This window comes from Gluconobacter sp. Dm-74 (assembly GCF_018256135.1).
GTDB lineage: Bacteria > Pseudomonadota > Alphaproteobacteria > Acetobacterales > Acetobacteraceae > Gluconobacter > Gluconobacter cadivus.
On sequence record NZ_JAERLX010000014.1, the window covers coordinates 1 to 21180 of the forward strand.

21 protein-coding genes, 1 tRNA gene and 1 other RNA gene are annotated in these 21180 nt (G+C 59.7%); 13 read left to right on the top strand and 10 right to left on the bottom strand.

Annotation, left to right across the window (positions count from 1 at the left end; genetic code table 11):
• The first annotated feature begins 201 nt into the window (after nucleotides 1–201).
• The 6 genes from JK208_RS14615 to JK208_RS14640 all read left to right on the top strand — a co-directional run bounded on the left by JK208_RS14615 (nucleotide 202) and on the right by JK208_RS14640 (nucleotide 5722).
• Nucleotides 202–1149, top strand: a complete 948-nt coding sequence (locus JK208_RS14615) for an alpha/beta hydrolase (RefSeq protein WP_211576565.1) — start codon at nucleotides 202–204, stop codon at nucleotides 1147–1149.
• Nucleotides 1150–1196: 47 nt separating this feature from the next.
• On the top strand, nucleotides 1197–1355 hold the full coding sequence (locus tag JK208_RS14620) for a hypothetical protein (protein ID WP_194263188.1): 159 nt from the start codon (nucleotides 1197–1199) through the stop codon (nucleotides 1353–1355).
• Nucleotides 1352–2272: a DnaJ C-terminal domain-containing protein gene (locus JK208_RS14625; RefSeq protein WP_211576566.1), complete on the top strand. Its 921-nt coding sequence runs from the start codon at nucleotides 1352–1354 to the stop codon at nucleotides 2270–2272. Before JK208_RS14620 ends, JK208_RS14625 begins: the two co-directional genes overlap by 4 nt.
• Before the next feature lie 10 nt (nucleotides 2273–2282).
• Entirely contained in the window at nucleotides 2283–2426 is a 144-nt protein-coding gene (locus JK208_RS14630; protein ID WP_211576605.1) for a hypothetical protein, read from the top strand.
• A 34-nt stretch (nucleotides 2427–2460) separates the two neighbouring features.
• On the top strand, nucleotides 2461–3948 hold the full coding sequence (locus tag JK208_RS14635) for a peptide MFS transporter (RefSeq protein WP_211576567.1): 1488 nt from the start codon (nucleotides 2461–2463) through the stop codon (nucleotides 3946–3948).
• A 217-nt stretch (nucleotides 3949–4165) separates the two neighbouring features.
• Entirely contained in the window at nucleotides 4166–5722 is a 1557-nt protein-coding gene (locus tag JK208_RS14640; protein WP_211576568.1) for a carbohydrate porin, read from the top strand.
• Between the two features lie 87 nt (nucleotides 5723–5809).
• Here JK208_RS14640 and JK208_RS14645 read toward each other — a convergent pair whose 3' ends face one another.
• Complete coding sequence (locus JK208_RS14645; RefSeq protein ID WP_211576569.1) at nucleotides 5810–8047, bottom strand: TonB-dependent siderophore receptor; 2238 nt, start codon at nucleotides 8045–8047, stop codon at nucleotides 5810–5812.
• A gap of 159 nt (nucleotides 8048–8206) precedes the next feature.
• Here JK208_RS14645 and JK208_RS14650 point away from each other — a divergent pair, with 159 nt between their 5' ends.
• Complete coding sequence (locus JK208_RS14650) at nucleotides 8207–8836, top strand: POTRA domain-containing protein (RefSeq protein WP_211576570.1); 630 nt, start codon at nucleotides 8207–8209, stop codon at nucleotides 8834–8836.
• Nucleotides 8837–8861: 25 nt separating this feature from the next.
• Here JK208_RS14650 and JK208_RS14655 read toward each other — a convergent pair whose 3' ends face one another.
• Genes JK208_RS14655 through JK208_RS14665 form a run of 3 tightly spaced genes read right to left on the bottom strand, consistent with a single transcriptional unit; the run spans nucleotide 8862 to nucleotide 11444 of the window.
• Complete coding sequence (locus JK208_RS14655) at nucleotides 8862–9449, bottom strand: DUF1643 domain-containing protein (RefSeq protein ID WP_211576571.1); 588 nt, start codon at nucleotides 9447–9449, stop codon at nucleotides 8862–8864.
• Nucleotides 9446–9994 carry a peroxiredoxin gene (locus JK208_RS14660; protein ID WP_194269045.1) on the bottom strand — a complete coding sequence of 183 codons (549 nt, stop codon included), beginning with the start codon at nucleotides 9992–9994 and terminating at the stop codon, nucleotides 9446–9448. Before JK208_RS14660 ends, JK208_RS14655 begins: the two co-directional genes overlap by 4 nt.
• 55 nt (nucleotides 9995–10049) lie before the next feature.
• Nucleotides 10050–11444, bottom strand: coding sequence for a lytic transglycosylase domain-containing protein (locus JK208_RS14665; RefSeq protein ID WP_211576572.1), 1395 nt, complete (start codon nucleotides 11442–11444; stop codon nucleotides 10050–10052).
• Nucleotides 11445–11667: 223 nt separating this feature from the next.
• Between JK208_RS14665 and JK208_RS14670 the strand changes: the two genes are divergently transcribed.
• The 3 genes from JK208_RS14670 to JK208_RS14680 all read left to right on the top strand — a co-directional run bounded on the left by JK208_RS14670 (nucleotide 11668) and on the right by JK208_RS14680 (nucleotide 13651).
• Entirely contained in the window at nucleotides 11668–12537 is an 870-nt protein-coding gene (locus tag JK208_RS14670) for an ABC transporter permease (protein ID WP_194269043.1), read from the top strand.
• Nucleotides 12538–12541: 4 nt separating this feature from the next.
• Complete coding sequence (locus JK208_RS14675; RefSeq protein ID WP_194263179.1) at nucleotides 12542–13339, top strand: ABC transporter ATP-binding protein; 798 nt, start codon at nucleotides 12542–12544, stop codon at nucleotides 13337–13339.
• Between the two features lie 93 nt (nucleotides 13340–13432).
• A complete protein-coding gene (locus tag JK208_RS14680; protein ID WP_211576573.1) occupies nucleotides 13433–13651 on the top strand; it encodes a hypothetical protein in 219 nt (72 codons plus the stop codon).
• Between the two features lie 36 nt (nucleotides 13652–13687).
• Here JK208_RS14680 and JK208_RS14685 read toward each other — a convergent pair whose 3' ends face one another.
• The 3 genes from JK208_RS14685 to ssrA all read right to left on the bottom strand — a co-directional run bounded on the left by JK208_RS14685 (nucleotide 13688) and on the right by ssrA (nucleotide 15160).
• Nucleotides 13688–14080 (bottom strand): VOC family protein, encoded by a 393-nt coding sequence (locus JK208_RS14685; RefSeq protein ID WP_194269042.1) that lies wholly within the window; start codon nucleotides 14078–14080, stop codon nucleotides 13688–13690.
• A 78-nt stretch (nucleotides 14081–14158) separates the two neighbouring features.
• Entirely contained in the window at nucleotides 14159–14734 is a 576-nt protein-coding gene (locus JK208_RS14690; protein ID WP_062028435.1) for an SspB family protein, read from the bottom strand.
• Between the two features lie 99 nt (nucleotides 14735–14833).
• Nucleotides 14834–15160, bottom strand: a transfer-messenger RNA (tmRNA) gene (ssrA, locus tag JK208_RS14695).
• 93 nt (nucleotides 15161–15253) lie between these two features.
• On the opposite strand from ssrA, the gene thyX reads away from it, so the two are divergent.
• On the top strand, nucleotides 15254–16165 hold the full coding sequence (thyX, locus tag JK208_RS14700; protein WP_099287426.1) for an FAD-dependent thymidylate synthase: 912 nt from the start codon (nucleotides 15254–15256) through the stop codon (nucleotides 16163–16165).
• 645 nt (nucleotides 16166–16810) lie between these two features.
• Here the strand turns inward: thyX and JK208_RS14705 are convergent.
• The 3 genes from JK208_RS14705 to JK208_RS14715 all read right to left on the bottom strand — a co-directional run bounded on the left by JK208_RS14705 (nucleotide 16811) and on the right by JK208_RS14715 (nucleotide 18343).
• Nucleotides 16811–16885: transfer RNA gene (locus JK208_RS14705), tRNA-Thr, on the bottom strand.
• Nucleotides 16886–16976: 91 nt separating this feature from the next.
• A complete protein-coding gene (locus JK208_RS14710) occupies nucleotides 16977–17147 on the bottom strand; it encodes a hypothetical protein (RefSeq protein ID WP_211576574.1) in 171 nt (56 codons plus the stop codon).
• The gene (locus JK208_RS14715) at nucleotides 17144–18343 is read right to left on the bottom strand and encodes an Mrp/NBP35 family ATP-binding protein (RefSeq protein WP_211576575.1); all 1200 of its coding nucleotides are present in this window, start codon (nucleotides 18341–18343) and stop codon (nucleotides 17144–17146) included. The genes JK208_RS14710 and JK208_RS14715 overlap by 4 nt, the downstream gene beginning before the upstream one ends.
• A gap of 125 nt (nucleotides 18344–18468) precedes the next feature.
• On the opposite strand from JK208_RS14715, the gene JK208_RS14720 reads away from it, so the two are divergent.
• Both JK208_RS14720 and JK208_RS14725 read left to right on the top strand, forming a co-directional pair.
• Nucleotides 18469–20037 carry a Do family serine endopeptidase gene (locus JK208_RS14720; protein ID WP_211576576.1) on the top strand — a complete coding sequence of 523 codons (1569 nt, stop codon included), beginning with the start codon at nucleotides 18469–18471 and terminating at the stop codon, nucleotides 20035–20037.
• A gap of 25 nt (nucleotides 20038–20062) precedes the next feature.
• A complete protein-coding gene (locus JK208_RS14725; RefSeq protein ID WP_211576577.1) occupies nucleotides 20063–21130 on the top strand; it encodes an aromatic acid exporter family protein in 1068 nt (355 codons plus the stop codon).
• Nucleotides 21131–21180: the final 50 nt, after the last annotated feature.

The following is a 21180-nucleotide window of genomic DNA, read 5'->3' on the forward strand; positions in this document are numbered from 1 at the left end:
CAGACCGCCCTGTCCGCCGAAGATCAGGCCGTCGTCGGACGCCTCGCCCGCGTCCGCAACGCCGTCGCCCTCTACATTGCCCTCGGCGCCGGATGGCAGGGAAAAGCCCTCACCGACACAAGGCTCCCCGTCGAAGTCAAACAACAAAACGCCTTCGTCAGAGCTTTTACAAGGTAAAGGCACCTGAAAAGGAGACGCAGAATGAAGTCGAAAATATTTCGTTTCCTTTTTCTCCTCTCAGGCGTCTGCGGTCTGGCGTCGCATGCATTTGCGGCTGAGAGCAGCGCCATTACGGCGCCCGGCCCTCTGGGAGTGTTGGCCGGAACATTCGTGAATGCGGGCGCTGGCACCCCTGTTGTGCTGATGATCCCCGGCTCGGGGCCGACGGACCGCGACGGAAATTCGGCTCTGGGTCAGAAGCCTGCGACGCTCAGGCAGATTGCGGATGGTCTTGCCACCCACGGGATTTCGTCCGTCCGGATCGACAAACGCGGCATGTTCGGCAGCAAACAGGCCGTGGCCGACGGTAATAACGTCACGATCGCGGAGTACGCGAGCGACGTGCGAAGCTGGATTGGGGTGATCCGAGCCAAAACTGGTGCGAGATGTATCTGGGTGTTGGGGCATAGCGAAGGCGGCCTCGTTGCCCTTGCCAGCGCTCAGGGACAGGCGGATATCTGCGGACTGATCCTTCTGTCCACTCCGGGACGACCGCTTGGCGAAGTCCTGCGAGCGCAGCTTCATGCCATTCCGTCGGCCAAAACGGTTCTGCCGCAGATCGACACTGCAATCGATGCGCTCGAAGCCGGGCAGCATGTGGATGTCCAGACGCTGCATCCGGGGTTGCGGGGTGTCTTTCATCCGCGGGTACAGGATTTCATGATCGATCTTTTCCATCATGATCCAGCCTCGTTGCTCAAGGCATATCACGGGCCGGTCTTTATCGTTCAGGGCGGTACCGATCGGCAAATCAGCGCTACTGATGATTTACCGCTTCTCAAGGCTGCTGATCCTGAGGCGACGGTTGTTTTGTTGCCGTCGGCGATTCATTCGTTGGCGGATTTGGGTGCGGTTCCTGCCACTGATGGGTCGCTTCCGATTGATGGCGCCGTCGTGCCTGATATTGCAGAGTTTATTCAGAAACATTGACCCGAAGCCGCAGTGGTCACACATCTGGGAATAACGGAGGATCAGAGATGGCAGACGATGGATATCCGGCAGAAGATTATCTGCGACCAAAGCTGCAGGACCTGATCTCAGACGGTGTGCGGGCTGGCTTCCCGCAGGATGAAGTCATTGCGGTCCTGATTTCCCTGCTGGATGAGGGACCTGAAGAAGACGGGGAAATGAGATGAGCGACCCATATTCGGTACTGGGCGTTTCGAAAACGGCGACGGACAAGGAAATTCGCAGCGCGTATCGGAAACTGGCCAAGCAGTACCATCCGGATCACAACCCGGACGATAAGAAGGCCGAAGAGCGCTTCAAGTCGGTCGGGCAGGCGTACAATATCGTTGGCGACAAGGAAAAACGCGCGAAGTTCGATCGCGGCGAGATCGACGCTGACGGGCAGGAGCGTGGGCCTTTTGGCGGCGGCTTTGGCGGTGGCGGGTATGGTCCGGGTGGGCCGCGTTCGGGCGGCCAGGGCTTTCAGGGCGGATTCAATCAGGAAGATCTCGGCTCCTTCTTTTCGGACATGTTTAGCGGGGGCTTCAGCGGTGATTTCCAGCCGGGTGGTTCCGGCGGTCGCCGTGCTTCCAAAGGATCTGACCGTCGTTTTGCGGTGACGATCTCGTTTCAGCAGGCTGTTCTGGGAACGTCGCTCGATCTGACCCTCGGTGAGGGCGGGCACACCGAGGTCCGCATCCCGCCGGGTGTGGAAGACGGGCAGACCCTGCGCGTGCGCGGCAAAGGCGCGCCGGGACGTCCGGGCATGGATGGCCAGCCGGGCGTGGCCGGGGATGCGCTGCTGACGATCTCCGTCACGCCCGACAGCCGCTATGTCCGTGAGGGACGCAACCTGCGCATGACGCTGAATCTGGATCTGAAAACGGCTATTCTGGGCGGCAAGATCGCCGTTCCGACCCCGAAGGGTGATGTTTCGGTCAAGATCCCGAAGCACTCCGACAGTGGCAAGGTCCTGCGTCTGGCAGGGCGTGGAATCGGTGGCGATAAAAAGCATCCGGCCGGTGATCTGCTGGTGACGTTGCAGGTTCATATCGGTACTGTCTCCCCCGAGCTGGAGGCCTTCTTCAGCCAGCAGGAGAGCTGAAGAGATGGGGATGGTGCGTCGTGTCCGGTCGAGACTGCCGGAATGGCCGTGGAGTGACATCATCGGCGGGATCGTGGCGCTGGTCTTCGTGGTGGTTCTGGGGCTTATCAGCACGCATGCACTGATCCTCGCCGGGGAGTGGCATTTGCCCTAAAGTGCCCCGTCTTCTGGTTTCTGACGGGTTCTGCATGTCCGATACTTCTCTTTCTTCCGCCCCCGGGATGCGCCGCAGGGCGTTTACTGTTGTTCTGGCCATCGAACTGTGGGAGCGGTTCGGATATTACGGCATGCAGGCCGTTCTCACGCTGTTCATGGTCGTGCATCTCAGGATGGGAGATGCAGCGGCCAATCTTATGATGGGTGCCTTCGGGGCGCTGACTTATATTACGCCTTTAGTTGGCGGTGTCATTGGAGACCGCGTGCTGGGCGCGCGGCGGACTGTCGTCATGGGCGCGCTCCTGCTGACAGGCGGCTATGCTGTTCTGGCCGCAGCATTGCAGTCCCATATTTTGCTTCTGGTAGCGATGGCTCTCATTTCCACGGGAAACGGGCTGTTCAAACCCAATGCCGGAAATCTGGTGCGCCGGATTTACAAGGGCGACGACGCGGCGCTCGATGCCGCTTTCACGCTCTATTATATGTCCGTCAATGTCGGTTCGACGGTCTCCATGCTGCTGACGCCATGGTTGCAGATCCATTATGGCGCGCCTTCTGCGTTCGCCGCATGCGCGGTCGGGCTTGGGGTTGGACTGCTGTATTATGTGCTGCGGTCCAACTGGCTTGATGCCACCACGCCTGCTTCCGAAAAACAGCCTGTGCCACTGCGCAGGTTTGGACTGGTCGGGGCTGGTCTCGTTCTTATGACCGTTTTCAACGCATGGATTCTGGGGAGCGATACTTTGGCCCGGCTTTGCGTGACGGCAGCAGGGGCAATTCTCGCGGCGATCTGGGTGGCGTTGTATGTGCGGGCACCGAAAGCCGAACGTCCGGGATTGCGGCTGACCTATATGCTGTGCCTGCAGGGGACGATCTATCTTGTTTTCTACCAGCAGATGATGACGTCCCTGACGCTCTTTGCCCTTCGTGGCGTTTCGGGAGACTACCGTATTGGCGGCGTGACGCTGTTTCATATGTCGGCAGGGCAGTTTCAGGTTCTCAATTCTCTCTGGATCATGGCTCTCAGTCCGGCGCTGGCCTTTCTCTACAATCGGATGGGGCAACAGCAGAAACAGACCTCTCATGCCCGCAAAATGATCCTTGGCTATGCCATGGTCGCCTTGGGATTTGGCGTGTGGTGGGCTGCTGCTGCCCATGCGGACGGGCTGGTGTCGCCTTGGGTAATGGTAGTGGGATATGGCTTTCTGTCTTTGGGGGAACTGCTGACAATTGGTCTGGGATTGGCCGTTGTGGCCTGTTATTCGCCCGCCCGGTTGAGTGGCTTTATGATGGGCGCGCTCTATCTGCTGTGGGGCATTGCCATGTATGTGGGCAGCCTCATTGCCAATCAGGCTGCGCTGTCTCCGGAAGCCATCGCAGGGGGCGGAGGAGCATCCCTTTATGCCGGGCTTTTCCGGACATTGTGTGAAATCGCTGCCGCTCTGGTCGTGTTGTTGCTTTGCCTTGAACCTCTGACGCGCCGCTGGGACCGGGAACACGCAACTGTGATCGGGGGATAAGGCGTCGAAACTGTAGCGTTAAACTTTTTGTAATTATGGAGAAATCTCCAGATTTAAAAATGACGGCAGGTGTCGGGATCGTGTCCTGAAGGACATATTACGAAAACTGACGTCTTCTGTGCTCTATTCTGGACCGTTTTCGGACTGTATGACATCTCCCGGCCGCGTGATCGGGTTCTGGCGGCTGTCATGGTGTCACAGGGAGACGGTTTGAAAGATGGGGAAGCTCGGACAGGATTGGACGAAAACGCTGTGGACGGCTTGCGCCATGACAGCGCTGCTTTCAGGTCTTACGGACGTCGCGCACGCACAGACAACACCCGCTGGTGTTGTGGACGGTCATCAGAAAGCCGCTGCCAGAACCAGCACGGCGACCATGGGCACGCCGCAGATCCGCACGAAATCCATTTCTCCCGTGCCGCAACTCGTGAAGCCGACTCCCAAAGGCGTTGAGCCCGCAGCCACCACGTCCGACACGACCGAGAACCGTTTCTTCCCGGCGTCTTTTCACGACTGGCTGACCCAGAGCACCATGACGGGTGACTGGGGCGGCTGGCGGACATGGCTGACCGACAAGGGGATCAATATCGGAGGGCACTATCTTGAGGACAGTGCCGGCAATCCGATGGGCGGCAAGACCAAGGCCGTACGTTATGCGGATGAGTTCGGAATCAATGTCGATTTCAACCTCAAGAAGCTGACGGGCCTGAATCTGGGCATGTTCCATACGCTGATCACGGCGCGTCAGGGACTGGGCATTGGCGCGACGCTTCCGGCGCTGGACAGCCCGCAGCAGATCTTCGGTTCGGGCGAGACGGTGCGTCTGACGCGTCTGTCCTGGGAAATGCCCTGGAACCGGTATGTGTCGACCGAAGTTGGTGAAATTAACACCGAGAACGATTTCGAGCAGTCGTCCATCTACTGGGGCATGAGCCAGTACTGCCAGTTCGAATCCAACGCGATCTGCGGTATGCCGCAGTCCATCGCGATGAACTCGGGCTATGGCTGGTATCCGACGGCCCATCCGGGGGCATGGGTGAAGTTCTACCCCGCCGGGAACGACCATTATCTCGTGCAGTTCGGCGCGTACTCGATCGACCCGACGATCTCGAACACGCATAACGGCTGGAAGCTGAACCTGCATGATGCGATCGGAACCTATATTCCGTTCCAGCTCGGCTGGCATCAGGGCGGCAAGGACGATTACAGCGGCCCGCTCCAGACCAACGTCAAGATTGGCGGATACTGGGATACGTCCGAAGTCAGCGACGTCTATTCCAAGCTCAGCATGTTTTCCGTTCCGGCCGAGTATCTGCTGTCGGCCCCGACGCAGAAAGTGCGTGGACGGTTCGGTGGCTGGTTCCAATTCGACCGGATGCTGGAGCGTGATGCGGCCGATCCAAACCGTGGCACGACGCTGTTCACGTCCTTCACATGGGGCGATCCGCGCACAGCCGTCGCACCGTATTTCATCACCTGGGGTGTCACCCGTAAGGGCACGTTCCGCAGCCGCCCGAACGATACGATCAGCCTTGGCATGAAGATGCTCTGGGTCAATCCGAAGCTCACGATCTGGGCGCGCCAGATGCAGGCCTCGGGCGCACAGGGTATCAACAAGCCCTCCGGCGAGCATGCGATCGAGTTGAACTATGGCTGGCGTCCGACGCCCTGGCTCGTGATCCGGCCGGGTGCGCAGTATATCTGGAGCACCGGTGGCACGAACCGCTACAAGAATCCGCTGCTTCTGGATTTCGAAACGGGCATCACGTTCTGATCGCTCCTGATCGGAACAGGTGACATGAAAAACGCGCCGCTCCTGTAAAGGAGGGCGCGTTTTTTGTTTTCAGTATTTTGAAGCGGATTACAGATCCGTCGTGAAGGAGAACTTGAACGTGCGGGGCATACCCTGCATCAGATAGCCGTTGAAAGCCGAGGACCAGTAACGCGTGTTGGCCAGGTTATCGACGCCGAACCGCAGTGTGACCGGCGTGTGATGTGTCACGAACGTATAGCGCCCTGCCAGATCAAAGCGCGTCCAGACCGGGATATGCAGGGTGTTGGCGGTGTTGACCCACTGCTTGCCGGTATTGACCACACGGCCCACGACCGTGGCGCCCTTGAGGAACGGCAGGTCGTATTCGAGATTGCCGTTAATGGTGTAGTTCGGCACGCCAATGGCGGTGTTGCCGTCCTGAAGGCCGTTTGCCGTATGACGCAGATCGGCCTGAATGACGGTGCCGCCACCATTGAAGCGCAGGCCGGGCAGGATCTCGCCATTCAGCGTCAGTTCGATGCCCCGGTTCCGCTGCAATCCGTCTTCACGGAAGGCAAACTGGCCCGTATTGCCGAGTGCGACGGAATAGGCGTTGGGCTGTGAAATCTCATAGACGGCGAGCGCGGCACTGAAGCGTCCCGTGTCGTATTTCGCGCCCACTTCATACTGCGTGGATTTGTAAGGCGGGAAAATCTCGCCCAGGTTCACGACATTTCCCGAAGCCGTCGGTCCCTGCGACAGGCCTTCGATCCGGTTGAAATACAGAGATGTCCTGCGTGTCGGATGAATGACCAGCCCCACGACCGGGGTGATGGCGTCCTGATCGTAATGGTTGTTCATCGCGCCCTGACCGGTCTTGCTGTAGGCGTAGCCTTTGATGAGCATGTTCTGGTATCGGAAACCGCCTGTCAGGGCGACACGGTCGTGGAAGAAGGACATCGTGTCCGAGAAGAACAGGCTGTACAGGCGCGTGCGGTTGGTGGACTGCGGGTCATTAAGAACACCGCCGACGGTGGTTTCTGCTGGAGCAGCGAACTGCGGCGTGTTGTAGATGTTGGTCGTTCCCGGTGTCCCTGCCATGGCGTAGGCGGCGGCGCTGTCTTCCCACAGGCCGGAACCACCAGCATTGATTTCATGGCGGATGAAGCCGGTGCGGAAATGGGCGCGAACGCCTGCGCGCGTGCTTTCGTTGGTCTGGTCGTAGGGCACATACATCGCGCCCGCCGTTCCGGCGCCGGTGACGGAGTTGGTGACGGTCGGGTTGGAATAATTACCCTTTTCGTTGCTGGTGAGCGCACCGAACGCGCCATAGAGCGTGATGTTTTTCGTCAGATCATGCTCGGCGTTCAGCATGCCGAAAACATAGTTCAGGTCATTATACGCCCAGCGCTGCCCGAAGTTATGTGATGGCGCGACAGGGCGGGGGACGGATGTGACGGCGCTGCCAAGGAAAATCGCCGGGCGGCCACCATCTACGCCTTGGTTTTCATAGTCGATATCCATTGTAACGCGGGTGCGGTTGTCGCGGTCATGCCAGTCGAAATCCGCGCCCAACGTGGTGGAATGGCGGTATTCGTCCGTCACGGCGTCTTCGCCGCTCTTGCCTGCGACGTTCAGCCGCACGCCGAAATCCTTGTCCTGTCCGAACCGACGGCCAACGTCGATGCTGCCACCGCCCATGGCGCTGCTGGTGTAATCGCCGGTGAGGCGGGTGAGGGGGGCATTTGTTGCGTGTTTGAACAGCAGATTGATGTTGCCGCCGATGGCCGACCCGCTGGGCGCGGCCCCGTTGAGGAACGCGCTGGCGCCGTTGAGAACCTGCACCTGATCGTAAAGTTCGGGAGAGACAAGCTGCCGGGGCGTGATGCCGTAAAGCCCATTGATCGAAACGTCGTCACCATTTACGGCAAAGCCGCGGATGACGAACATTTCCGAGAAATTGCCGTAACCATAGGTCGTGCGGACGGTCGGATCGTTTTCCAGCACCTCGCCCAGCGTCTGGGACTGCTGGTTGAGGATCAGGCTGGAATTGTAGCTGCGGATGTTGAACGGAACATCCAGTCCTTTTTTGTTACCCAGAGCCCCGAGCTGTCCGCCACTGCTGACCTGCATCTGGTCCCGGCGTCTGGCGCGGACAACGATTTCCTCGTCCTGACTGATCTGCTGGGCCTCGGTTGGAGACTTTGCCGAAGTAGTGGATGTCGTGTCGGCGACGGTGGAGACAGGGGCGGCGAAGGCTGGAAAAGCTGTTCCTGCCAGCAGCAGACAGGACAGGCGCGCAACCCGGAGTGGGTTTGAAAGCGGGATGGAAAGTGATGCGCGCACGGAAACCTCGAAGCAAGAAGCGGTTGCGCGCGTTATTGCGATAATGAGATTTATTCGCAACTAAAATATGACGTCCGGTTCGGAGCGGCGGCGATTTGCCAAAGCCGGGAACTCCTGTAGCGTAAAAGTCAGAGTTTTTTCATGACAGGAAATTGCCAGATGTCCCTTCGCCCCCTGCTCGCCCGGAGTGTTCTGAGCGTCTCGCTGGCTGTTGCGTCCTTCGCCGGAACGGCTGCTACGGAATACGCTTTTGCTGCGGCTCCCGCTCCAAATGTGCCGCTCAAGCTGATGAGCGTTGCCGTTCAGGGTAACAGCCGCGTTCCGACGGCGGATATCCTTCAGGCATTCGGCTATCACGCGGGAGACAAGGTGACCCGCAACGATCTGGATGCTTCTCAGAAGCGCATCGGCGAACTCTATTCTTCGCGCAATGTCGGGACCAGCCTTGAGGAACGTCTGCGGATTTCCGGCGATGGCGTGGCTGTTAAGATTATTCTTGAGGAACAGGCTGCAAGCGCGCCTGCCCAGCCTACGGCTCTGGTTCTGGACAGGGTCGCGTTTCAGGGAAACAAGAAAGTTTCGACAGCTGATCTGGAAGCCGCGACCAAGCTTCGTGCGGGCGGACCTGTCTCGAACGAACTGCTCTCCGCAGACCAGCAGGCTATTCAGGGTCTCTACAAGGCCAAGAATGTCGGCGTATCTTTTCAGCCGCAGGCGACCTATCCGAACCACGACCAGCATGTCGTTCTGGTCTGGGTCATCAACGAACAGGACAAGGCTGCGAACTGACGCAGCCTGATCCGGAAAACGCCGCTCAGCCCAGCCTATCCGGGTCGAGCGGCTCTGGTGTGAGGATGGACGGCAGATAGAGCGGATGTTCAGGACGTCCGCTCTTGCTCAGGCGCAGGGCCGTGACCCTGATGCCGTTCTGTCCCATCAGCCGCGCAACTTCGGTTCCACGCCCGCGCAGCCCCTTGGCCTGCGGCGACCCGTAAGCCAGCACGACGAGATCGGCCTGCCGGGCCATGTCCAGCAAATGGGCATCGTTGTCCGGCCCGACCGGATCGTCCACCTCAAGCAGACGCTTCTGGTCCGTGCAGCGATAGGCGAAGCTGTTGCCGACGAACATGCCGCCATAACCCCATGCCCGCGCGTAACGCTGGCACTTGGCGACCGTACGGTCATCGCCGAATTCAGTCGCCACTGACGGGTTCATCATCAGCCACATGACCATGGGGCGTGTGTCGTCCCAGACACGGCGCAATGTGTAGCGGTAGCAGTCTTTCGGGCCACCATAGATCGCGCTGCTGCTGACATCCGCAGACAGTTTCAGAGAGCCTGAATCACCCACATGATGGTGGTCGAACAGGTCGGAAGGCGTTGAAATGGAAGGTGCGCTCACGGGGTCTGCTTCAGGGCCTTTACCGCGGCAAGCGCGCGCGAGACATGCTCGTCAGGAGACATCGAGGCATAGCTCATGACGATATGACCGTCCGGCGCAATGACATAGGACGTCCGGCTTGCCATGTGCAGCAGGGGCATTTTGGCGGCATAGCTGCGCGTGATCTTACCTGTCGGATCGGCGGCGACAGCAAAGGTGCTACGGCATTCACTGACCGAAAACCGATCCAGCTTGTCGATTGGGTCCATGGAAACGCCGATCACGGTTGCGCCCTGCGCCTTGAAGTCGGGAATGGCGTCCGCGAATTCATGGGCTTCGATCGTGCAGCCCTTGGTGAAGGCTGCCGGATAGAAATACAGGACCACCGGGCCGGTCTTGAGGGCATCGGCCAGATGATAGGTGAACTCGTGCCCTCCGAGGCTCGCAGGGGCCGAGAAATCCGGAGCATGGCTGCCGGTTTCGAGTGCGGCATGCGCCGGAGTGATCGTCAGGGCGCCGGAGAGGGCGACAGCACAGAAAGCGGTCGTTGCAAGAAAGCGGCGCATCGGGGTTTTGTATTCCTGTCAGAAAAGCGGGCCGACATGCGACCCGGCAAACGGATCAATAGGCGCCGGGCGGAACCACAACGCAGGGAGAACCGTGCGACAGACGGCGGCAGGCTGCAACCGCATTTTCATGTGACAGCCCCGTCAAACGCGCGCGGTAGAGATGGGACCGGCCATTTTTGACGCTTTCCACCTGTGATTTGGCGGACGCGACCACAACACCGCCTTTGCTGTGAGCCGTGGCTGTCGCAAGACTTGCCTGCTTGGCATTGGCGAAAGCGCCGACCTGAATCGCCCAGTTTCCAGCCGTATTTCCCGGTGTTGCCGAGCTTTTGGCCGGAGCGGACGCTGCAGGAAGCGCCATGCGGTACTGGGGCCGGGTGGCGGGCATGACGGCCATGATCGGCTGGGGCTGGAGGTGATGTCCGATTGGGATTTCCTGTGCCGTTACGCGGTTGTCAGCCACATCGTCTGCGGGCACGGAGGCCTGACGCACGAGAGGATGAGCGGGCGCTGGCGCATAACCACGGGCGGCCCAGGCGGCGCTGATACTCGTCGGCGCTTCAGACCCCGCGGCGGAGGCGACCTGAACAGGAGCTTCGGCAGGCGATGCCGGGCTCTGCGGCGTCGCATTCGGTGTGTCGGAATCTGTATCGTCAGAGGCCGTGTCGGCTGCCTCTCGGTGGCTCCACGCCGCACTGACTGCCTGTCGCTCAGAGGACGAAGTCGTCGGCGCTATGTCGGCAGGCTGGGTGTTCTGTGCCAGCATGACCTGTGAATTGGGGTCGTGCTGTGCGACCAGAAGATCGGCGGCGGAGCGGTTACGGGGCGTGATCCCGGCGATATGCGGCCCGATCGCGGCGACATACCTCCGTGTCTCGCGCGGCAGTGCGCGGCCGCGACGCAGATAACGGTCAAGGCTGCCCGGACCGTCATTATAGGCAGCAAGGAAGCCGGGGGAACCATAAATATCATACATCTGGCGCAGATAGGCCGTGCCTGCGAGAATGTTGTCATGCGGATCGAAAGGATCTTCGCCAAGCCCGTATTGCTGGCGCATGTCGTCATAGGTTGGGGGCATGAGCTGCAGAAGGCCCATCGCGCCGGGAACCGATGTGATGAAATTGCCGTTATGGTCAAAAAGATGGCCGCCGGATTCCTGCTGCATCACGGCCCGGATCCAGGCATCGGGCACGTCAAAGCGCTCGGATGCTTCGCGGATATAAGGTCCCCACGGGTCTTCGGGGGGGCCGGGCGGAGCGTAATAGGATTTTGCATGGGCGCGGTAATTGGCCGCTTCCTGCGAGACCGGCATTTCCGAAGACGATCCCATATCGGCATTGTTGCCGGCACAGGCCGCCAGAAGCCCGACCAGACCGAACGCTGCGCCCGCACGGATGAAAGAAAGAGTGCGAACAGAAGTCCGGAAAGGAAAGACGGGTCTGGGCATCGGGTCTGGGCACCTGAGGAAAACTGGTCTCATTACGCCAAGCATACACGGGGATTGCGGCGAAACTAGGAAAAAGGGCTCTGGCGGGCAGATTTTCTGAGGCAGGACTGTCCGCTGGTCTGAGTGTAGCGGAGATTCATTTCCCGAATATGAACTTCCCGGAATACGATGATCACTGTAGCGTCTTCTTGCCGGGACATAGGGGATCGGGTAGGCGGACAGTATGAGTGTACCTTCTCCAGCTTCCGATGTTGCCCGGGACGAAGCGCCGCGCAGGCAGACCCGTCGTGACGCGCCCCGTGGCAGCCCTGCTGCGCGGGCCTGGGCGGACTGGAAGGAAACCCGACGTCTCTGGAGACTGGGCGTCAGGCTGGGCTGGCTCGATATCCGGCTTCGCTATCGGGGGTCGGCGCTGGGGCCTTTCTGGTTGACGATCACCTCCGCGCTGATGGTCGCCTCGATGGGTGTTCTGTACAGTCGGCTGTTTCATATGCAGCTTGCGACCTATCTGCCGTTCCTTTCGCTGTCGCTCACCTTGTGGAGCGTGGGACTTTCAAGCCTGATCCAGGAATCCTGCACCTGCTTTCTGGAAGCGGAAGCCATGGTGCGCTCCGTCCAGTTGCCGCTTCTGCTTTATGCGCTGCGGGTGGTGGTCCGGAATGCGATCGTGTTTGCCCATAATATCGTGGTGCCACTCGCGGTATTCGCCATTTATCATGTCTGGCCGGGGGTGAATGCCGTTCTCGCGCTTCCCGCCCTTCTGCTCTGGGCTTTGGACGGGTTCGCTGCCTGTATGGTGTTCGGCTCTCTTTGCGCACGCTTCAGGGATATCGCACCCATTGTCGGAGCGCTGTTGCAGATCGTGTTCTATGTGACGCCGGTCATCTGGATGCCGCAGCAGCTCGGCGCAAAGGCGTCCTATCTGTTCTACAATCCGTTCTATCCGTTGCTGGAAATTGTGCGCGAGCCTCTGCTGGGGCGTGTGCCGTCTCTGCAGATCTGGGGGATTGCACTGATCACCAGTGTGGTGTTCTGGCTGATTGCAGTACGCGCGTTTATCCGGGCGCGGGCGCGTCTGGTCTTCTGGATCTGACATCATGGCCCATATCCGTCTTGAAGATCTCTCCCTGTCGTTTCCCGTTCTGCATGGTGGCTCGCGTTCTCTGAAGAAGACGCTGCTGGCCCGTGCGAAAAGCACTGTGGCTGCCAAAACGGGCGCCGTGGGCGGCAGGATGCGCATCAGCGGCAATTCCGCCGAAGTCGTGGAAGTTCAGGCGCTTTTCAATATCAGCCTCACGATTTCCGAAGGGGAGAGGATCGGGCTCGTCGGACATAACGGGGCGGGAAAATCGACGCTCCTGCGTGTCCTCGGCGGGATTTATGAAACGGGCGAGGGGACACTGGATATCGAAGGCGATACCCACGCCCTTATTGACCCCAATGCGGGGATGAATGGCGAGTTGACGGGGCGCGAAAATATCCAGCTCTTCGCCTGCCGTATGGGGATGGGACGGGTCGCGACACAGGAACTGGAGAAGGATGTGGAGGCGTTTTCGGATCTGGGAGCGTTTTTCGATCTTCCGGTCCGGCTCTATTCCTCCGGCATGTCCGTCCGTCTGGGCTTTGCGCTGGCGACGGTCCCGCGCCCCCGGATCCTGCTGATGGATGAATGGTTCATGGCCGGCGACCAGAAATTTCAGGACAAGGCCCGCGCACGGCTTGAAGGCATGGTCGACGCCGCGGAAATTCTGGTGGTGACGTCCCATGCACTGTCGATTCTCCGACAGTGGTGTACGCGCATCATCTGGATGGAAAGCGGGGAAATCCGTATGGATGGTCCGACTGAAGAGGTGCTGGACGCGTATGAAGCGGCGTTGGCGGTCACCCCGGTTTAAAGACGCTCCCGCCTGCTCTGTGGGGTATGGAGTTGGTATCCCGGCAGGCGTGGAGTAGGCTCCGAGGAGTTTTTACATTCAGGGAGACATTTCATGTCTTATGCCGCTATTGACGCCGCACGCGTCGCCAAAGCCTCCGAATCCGCGCTCCAGACCCTGTCGACCGTGAAGGAAACGTCCGAGGCCCATCAGCGCAAGACGATCATGATCGAGCGGATTCACGCGCTTGCCAAGGCCGCAGCCGAAACCAGAGACTGCAACGCCATTACCCTCACCTCTGAGGAATTCTGGCTGATTTCCAAGAACTGGTAACGCGATCTGAAGGCGGTGGAGCGAGATCCCCCGCCTTCAGCCGTTATAGGAAGCCAGTTCGATCAGATTGCCATCCGGGTCACGGCAATAAACGGATGTGATCGGACCAAGGGCGCCAAGACGCGCAACCGGGCCCTCAACGATTTCCACGCCGCATTTTTCCAGATGCTTGACGATATGCTCGCTGGCGATGGCTGTTGTGAAACACAGATCAGATGTTCCGGGCGCAGCCGCTCCGGCAGTATCCCAGCCCTCCGCACCTTCGGGGCGCAGATTGATCTTCTGACCACCAAAACTCAGGGCCACACGGTTGTTGCGGCCATACTCGTCGATATCCATGCCCAGAACCCGCTGATACCAAGACGCGGACAGATCCCGGTTGCGGACGGTCAGCACGATATGGTCAAGGCGATCAACGGTAAAGCGCATGGGGATCCCTCATGAAAGCGACATTCAGGCCACTGGTTCCAGTCAGTATAGGCTGGAACCATACACTCTGGCTAACACCTAGCTGGGCGGACGCTTGCGGAAGGCCGCGAGGCTGACCACTTCCGCGTCTTTTTTGCCGTCTTCCGAAGAGGAGGGCTCGGGCTGGACGTCCGGATGATGGGCCGGATCAATATCGTCGGGCTCTACCGCGCCCTCGGGAATTTCGATGTCCTCATCGTCTTCAAGCGGGGAGTGGTTGAAGCGCAGGGCCATCCGGATGTGGGGGTCGGCAAAGGCCGTGATGGCATTGACGGGAATGCACAGGATGCTCCCGACGCCGCCGAAGGAGAGGCCGACCGAAATCACGTTCTTGTCGCGGTCCAGCGCCAGATCCCAGAACTGGTGCTGGAGAACGATGGTCATTTCTTCGGGATACTGCGCCCGCAGGCGGGCAGGGATAATCACATCCGGCCGGTTCGTGCGGAACGTCAGATAGAAGTGATGGGCCCCTGGCAGCCCCTCGGCTGCAACATGCTCGATCGCACGCAGCATGACTTCACGATAGGCGTCTTCCACCCAGTCATCATAGGGGAGAAGGCTCTCGGGAAGCTCGTGCTCAAAGCCGTCCTGGCCGTTGTGATCGTCGTCGCTCATGGTCGCAAGCCTGATGTTTCGGTCAACTTTCATCAAGGGATGCGACAGACGGGCACAGATGGCAAGCCGTCTTTGAAAGGAATGTCGGAGACATGATGAGGTGGGAGGGCTTCTGTTGCCCGGTGCCCTCCCGAACCGCGCTTATCGCTTATGCAGCGACAGCGAGCACCTCTGAGTTATCGTTGGCACTTGTAAGTTTAGCCCGATGACGGTGGTACAATGCCGGGCAAAAGATAAGTCTTTACCGTGCGCGTCGAGCCTGTTTCGTCCCCACAGACCCTTTTTGCGAGGGGTTTTTCATGGTGGAGACGCCGGGCACTGCCCCCGGGTCCACAACACTTATTCCACTTACCGTTTATCGCCATAGCCGGGGACGAACCCCTTGCACTGATGAACATAGAAGTGCGGCTGTTCGCCCGCAAGGGAAAAGAGGCCACGAAAAAAATTAGACGTCCGGAATCGTGTCAATCCGATTCATTCGGATGACGCCGGGCAAAAGCCCATGCTAAAGCCGCCGCCATGGCACTGACATCCGAACAGCGCGCTGAAATCGAAGCGCAGCGCAGCGAACCCCAGCTTACGTCCCGTCCGACTGTGGCGGCGATGGAAAATCTGCTTTTCACGCCTTTCGAGGTGCTGGATCATGGTTTCCTGCGCGTGGTCGATTATATGGGCGACGATGGCGCGGTCGTGCAGGCTGCGCGCGTGTCCTATGGCCGCGGGACGAAGAAGGTCTCCGAAGATGCGGGTCTGATCCGCTATCTGATGCGTCACCGTCATTCGACGCCGTTCGAGATGTGCGAGATCAAGTTTCACGTAAAGCTGCCCGTGTTCGTCGCGCGGCAGTGGATTCGTCACCGTATGGCGAGCGTGAACGAATATTCGGCGCGCTATTCCATTCTGGACCGGGAGTTCTATCTTCCAGCACCCGATCAGGTGGCGACGCAGAGCAGTTCGAACCGGCAGGGACGCAGTGACGCACTGGATGCCGAGACGGCTCATGAGGTTCTCGAAATCCTGCGTCGGGATGCCAGCCAGTGCTATGACGATTACGAAAGTCTGCTGAACCCTGAGGGGACGGGACTGGCGCGTGAGCTTGCACGGATCAATCTGACCCTGAACACCTATACGCAGTGGTACTGGAAGATTGACCTGCACAATCTGATGCATTTCCTCGCCTTGCGCGCCGATCCGCATGCGCAGTACGAGATCCGCGTCTATGCGGAAAAGATGATCGAAATTCTTAAAGCCTGGGTGCCCGCGACGTCTGCAGCATTCGAGGAATACCGCCTTGGCGCCTTTACGCTTTCGGCCGGGATGCTGAAGGTCGTGCGGCGGCGTTTGGCGGGTGAAACCGTCACGCAGGAAAATTCCGGCCTGACCAAGCGGGAATGGTCTGAAATGGCGGCGGTTCTGGATGCTCAATCCTGAGCCCAGCCCCGGCTTTGCATCTGCCGGGAAGGATTCCGCCGAAAGCGATCTTGAACGGCTGATGAGCGAGGCCCGGGAGGCGCAGGCTGAAAGTCCTGTGGAAGACGCTCCTGTAAAGCCACCCAGTCTTTTTGTCTGGGCTGGAATTGCTATCTCTCTTGTCCTGATATCTGTTGCTATTCACTTTTTCTGGCCAGCTTCATAAAATATTCAATTCAGTAAACGATAAGTAAAATCAGAGATTGTCTGTTTTTTTCACTTTGTGAGCTGTCGTGAGAGATTCGCTGCGGATTCGTGTGAATTTTATCACACTTATCTCAGAGCTTTTTACAAACAGACTTATCCACAGGGTGTTGCCGTCTGACTGAAGCGCTCCGATTCGTGCGTTTGAGTGCGTAAAATTTTCTAATGCGCTGATTTAATACAATAATTTTAGAATCGGGTCACAAGCCCGATCAGGATTTGGCGCCAAGTCTGTCAAGAAGATTATTGGAATACCCACATTCCACCCTCTGCGGGTGCGATACTTGTGCATTACTGGTGCGGGTGAGAATTCTGATTTTGTAGCAAAAATGCGCAGGTAAACTACGCCCTGAACGGCGTTGATCGTCCGTTAGCTGCTGTCGCCATGCTTTTTGGAAAAGCTGGTGCCGGGTGAGGGATTTGAACCCCCGACCTTCGGTTTACAAAACCGCTGCACTACCACTGTGCTAACCCGGCATCGGCAGTGCGGCTTTTTCCATGTTCGGGGCTGTCAGGTCAAGCTCCCGAAAACGATTCTCTGTTCGCGTGCCGGATTTTCGTTTGGATTTCAGTGCGGGATAGGCGTGGTCAGATCGGCGGGCGGCGGCAGATGCTGCGAGTCTTTCGTAAAGCCATAGCCGTCGGAAGAAAGCCCCTGATGCGTGACCGTATGGGAGCAGCCAGCCAGCGTCAGGCCTGCTCCTGTCAGGCAGGCGCCGAGGAAAAGAATACGGATCATGACGGCTCTTTCGTGCTGTGTTCGGAAGACAGGGAACGGGCCACAGCCTGCGCAAGCCGTGTATAGGCCTGAGCCGCTTCGCTATCGGGTGCAGACAGGATGATCGGAGTCCCATCATCGCCACTGGCGCGAATATCGGCGAGCAGCGGGATCTCAGCGAGGAACGGAACGCCCATTTTTTCAGCTTCGGCCTTTGCGCCCCCGTGTCCGAACAACTCCGTCCGGTGGTTGCAGTTCGGGCAGCAGAAATAGGACATGTTTTCGACGACGCCGAGGATCGGGGTTTCCATCCGCTCGAACATGGCCACACCGCGCCTCGCATCCAGCAGCGCGATATCCTGCGGGGTGGAGACGATAACTGCGCCGCCCGTCGCAAGTTTGGGGCCGAGCTTCTGGGCCAGCGTCAGCTGCGCGTCGCCGGTGCCGGGGGGCATGTCGATCACGAGAACGTCGAGTTCCCCCCATTCGACTTCGCCCAGAAACTGCGTCAGCGCGCCCATGACCATCGGGCCACGCCAGATCATGGCCTGATTTTCGTCCACCAGATAGCCGATGGACATGCTCTTCAGACCCCAGGCTTCGATCGGCAGGATCGTGCCGTCCACGACGTCCGGTCGTGTGTTGCGTCCCAGCATCCGGGGGAGGGAGGGGCCGTAGATATCCGCATCCAGAAGCCCGGTCTTCAGGCCCTCCCGTGCAAGTCCGACCGCAAGATTGACGGCTGTGGTGGATTTGCCGACACCGCCCTTGCCCGATGCGACCGCAATAACGGCCTTCACGCCCGGCAGCAGCGTCTCGGGAGCATGTCGGCTCGCGGCGTTGCGGCGTTTGTCGCCCAGATTGAAGGGACGGTGTCCTACGCCCTGTGCGGGCGCATTGGCGGCGGTCGGCGTTGCGGGGCGATGAGATGTGAAGGATAGGGTGGCGCCCGTAATGCCCGGCAGGCTCGCAATCGCGGCTTCGACGCGCGGCCGGAGCGGTTCCACGCGCGAGGCGTTGTCCCGTGACGTCGCGAGGGAAACATGCGCATGGCCATTCTGCACCGAGACGCTCTCAAGCGCTGCGAAGGACAGGACGTTCGAGCCCTGACTGTCCTGCTCGGATTTCAGGATATTAGCGATGCGGGTTTCGGCGCTGGGGGCGTCTGTCCCGGGGGAGGCGGGCGGCATGTCGTTGGGGGGCGTGGTGTCAGTCATGCCGGGCTCTCATCAGGGAAAATATCACGTCTGGAAAGATTTTGACGCTATCATGAATAGGCTGCAAACGCACCTTGAACGGCAGGATGGTGACGAAAGGCCATGTTCTGCGTTAGCGTGCGGGTATGAAAAAACCGTCTGTCCGTCTTTCTGTTTCCGTTCTGGCGCTATCCCTGTCCCTTTCCGCAGGCTGGGCGCTGAGCGCGGCTCCAGCGCTGGCTCAGGATGCTGCGCCGGTTGCAGGCCAGCCGTCTTCCGTACCGACTCCTGCGCCACGTTCGGTGCCGTCGAGCTTTGCGGATCTGGCAAACAGACTCCTGCCGTCGGTCGTGAACGTCTCGACCTCGGCTGTGCTCAAGCCTGCGAAGACGGATGATAAAGGCCCCGATTCCAGCGATCCGGACGGCCCGCAGGTGCCCCCGTTCCAGCAGGGCTCACCGCTGGAAAAATTCTTTCATGATTACCTGAAACATAAACCGGCCCCGAACCATCCGCCGCGTCGTCAGCAGGCGCTGGGTTCGGGCTTCATCATTGATGCGTCCGGCATCATCGTGACGAACAATCACGTCATCGAAGGGGCAGATCAGGTCAGCGTCACGCTTCAGGACGGGACCGAGATGCCGGCGCGGATCGTGGGACGGGACAGTCAGGTCGATCTGGCCGTGCTGGAGGTCAAGCCCAAGCGTCCGCTTCCGACCGTCCCGCTGGGCCGGAGCGACAAAGCGCGGATCGGGGACTGGGTTCTGGCGATCGGCAACCCGTTCGGGCTGAACGGAACTGTGACGGCAGGCATCATTTCTTCGCGCGGACGAAACGTCGAACACGGTCTGTATGACGACTACATCCAGACGGATGCCGCCATCAATCGCGGCAATTCCGGCGGTCCGCTGTTCAATCTGTCCGGTGAGGTCATTGGCATCAACACGCTGATCTATGGCGGCTCGGGCGGCGATTCCATCGGCATCGGTTTTGCCATTCCGGCGGATGATGCGCGGGGGATCATCGACCAGCTTCGCCGCACCGGGCATGTCTCGCGCGGCTGGATGGGGCTGAAATTCCAGGATGTGACGAACGACATCGCCGAGACGCTCGACTTCCGCAAGCCGGACGGCTCCAACGGCAAGGGAACGTTGATTTCTGAAGTCGATCCGAAAGGCCCGGCTGCAAAAGCGGGTCTTGAGGTTGGCGACATCATCACCCGCGTCAATGATCAGGACGTGACCGGCCAGACCATGCCGCGCATCATTGCCTCCATTCTGCCGGGGACGCAGGCGCAGTTGGCCGTTTGGCACAAGGGTGCCCTCAAAACGCTGCCGATCACGCTCGCGCAGTCCCCCACACCGCCGGATATGCCGCCATCAGACACGCACCAGCCGGAACACCGCCATGCGGCTCTGGGTGAGCTGGGGGTGACGGTCAGTGCGATCGACGCGGACGCACGCACGCAATATGCGCTGTCTGACGATCAGCGCGGCGTTCTCGTCTCGCGGGTCGAGGCGGGTAGCCCCGCCGCCTCGCGCGGGATTGTGGAAGGCAACGTGATTACGCAGGTCGGACAGGACCAGATCAACACCCCGGACGACTTCGCCAAGGCCGTGCAAGGTCTGCACGAGCGCAAGAAGACGGAAGCCCTGCTGCTGGTGCAGGACGACGATGGGCTGCGCTGGGTTCCGGTGCCCTTTCTGGGGAACTGATTTTCACCTGTACTGAAATGTGAGCATGAATGTCCTGATACGTCTGGGCCAGGCCTGGCTGCCTGCGCTGCCCCGGAACAGCAGCTGGCGCGAAGTCATGCGTCCCGCAATACGCCAGACCATCCGGGTTCTGGTGTCGGTGGTCGTGGCGTGGATCGTCGGATCGCTCATGCATCTGCAGGAAACGATCTGGGCGCTGGTCACGGCCCTGATCGTGACGCAGTCCAGCATCAGCCAGACCATGGCCACGGCCCGCGACCAGATCAGTGGAACGGTGATCGGAGCGCTGGCGGGCGGGTGCGCGGTCGTGCTGGAAATCACGACGGGTCTGCGCTGGATTCCGTTCTGGATCATGCTGACGCCGCTGGTGTTCCTGACGGCCATTCAGCCGACGCTGCGTTTCGCCTGCATCACGCTGATGATCGTATATCTGTTTCCCAGTCAGGGCAGCCCGTTTCTGCCGCTGGTCACGCGGCTTCTGGCCATTGTCATGGGCGTTGCGGTGTCGATCGTCGTATCGTTCCTCATTCTGCACAGCAGTGCGCGCAAGCAGGCGTTTCATACGGCAGGGCGTTTGTTACGGCGCATGGACCAGCTTCTTAAAAGTGCGCTCGACCAGAATACGGGATGGACGGCCATCGAGCAGCAGAACGATGACTGTGTGGCCCTGCTGATGGAGCTTGAGGATGCCGTCACCGAAGCGCGGCGCGAGCGGCTGAAGGAACTGGAACAACGTGATCCGGTTCTGGCCGCTCTGCCCCGCCTCATGCGGCGCCTGCTGAATGACACGATGCTGGTCGCGCGGGCGATTGCGACGGGGCGCGCGGCAGGAAATACCGGCCTGATGCCGTTGTACAAGGGGCTGAGCCATGCACTCCGGGCGCTGGCACATAGTTGTGAAGAACAACTGACCACGAAGAACAGCCGACATCCGCGACAGGCGCAGGATGAAGAAATTCTTCATCTCCTGCCACGTCTGGAAGAACAGACCCGGCCGGAGATGCGCTTTGTGATGTCCCTTTTCCGGGAAGATCTCGAAAGAGCTGTCGGCGTGGTCATGCGCGAAGATGTGAGTGGCATGAAAGGGCTCTGACGCCTCTTTTCTAGGGTCTTTGCGGTGGACGGCGCCGGGGGCTGTTGAAA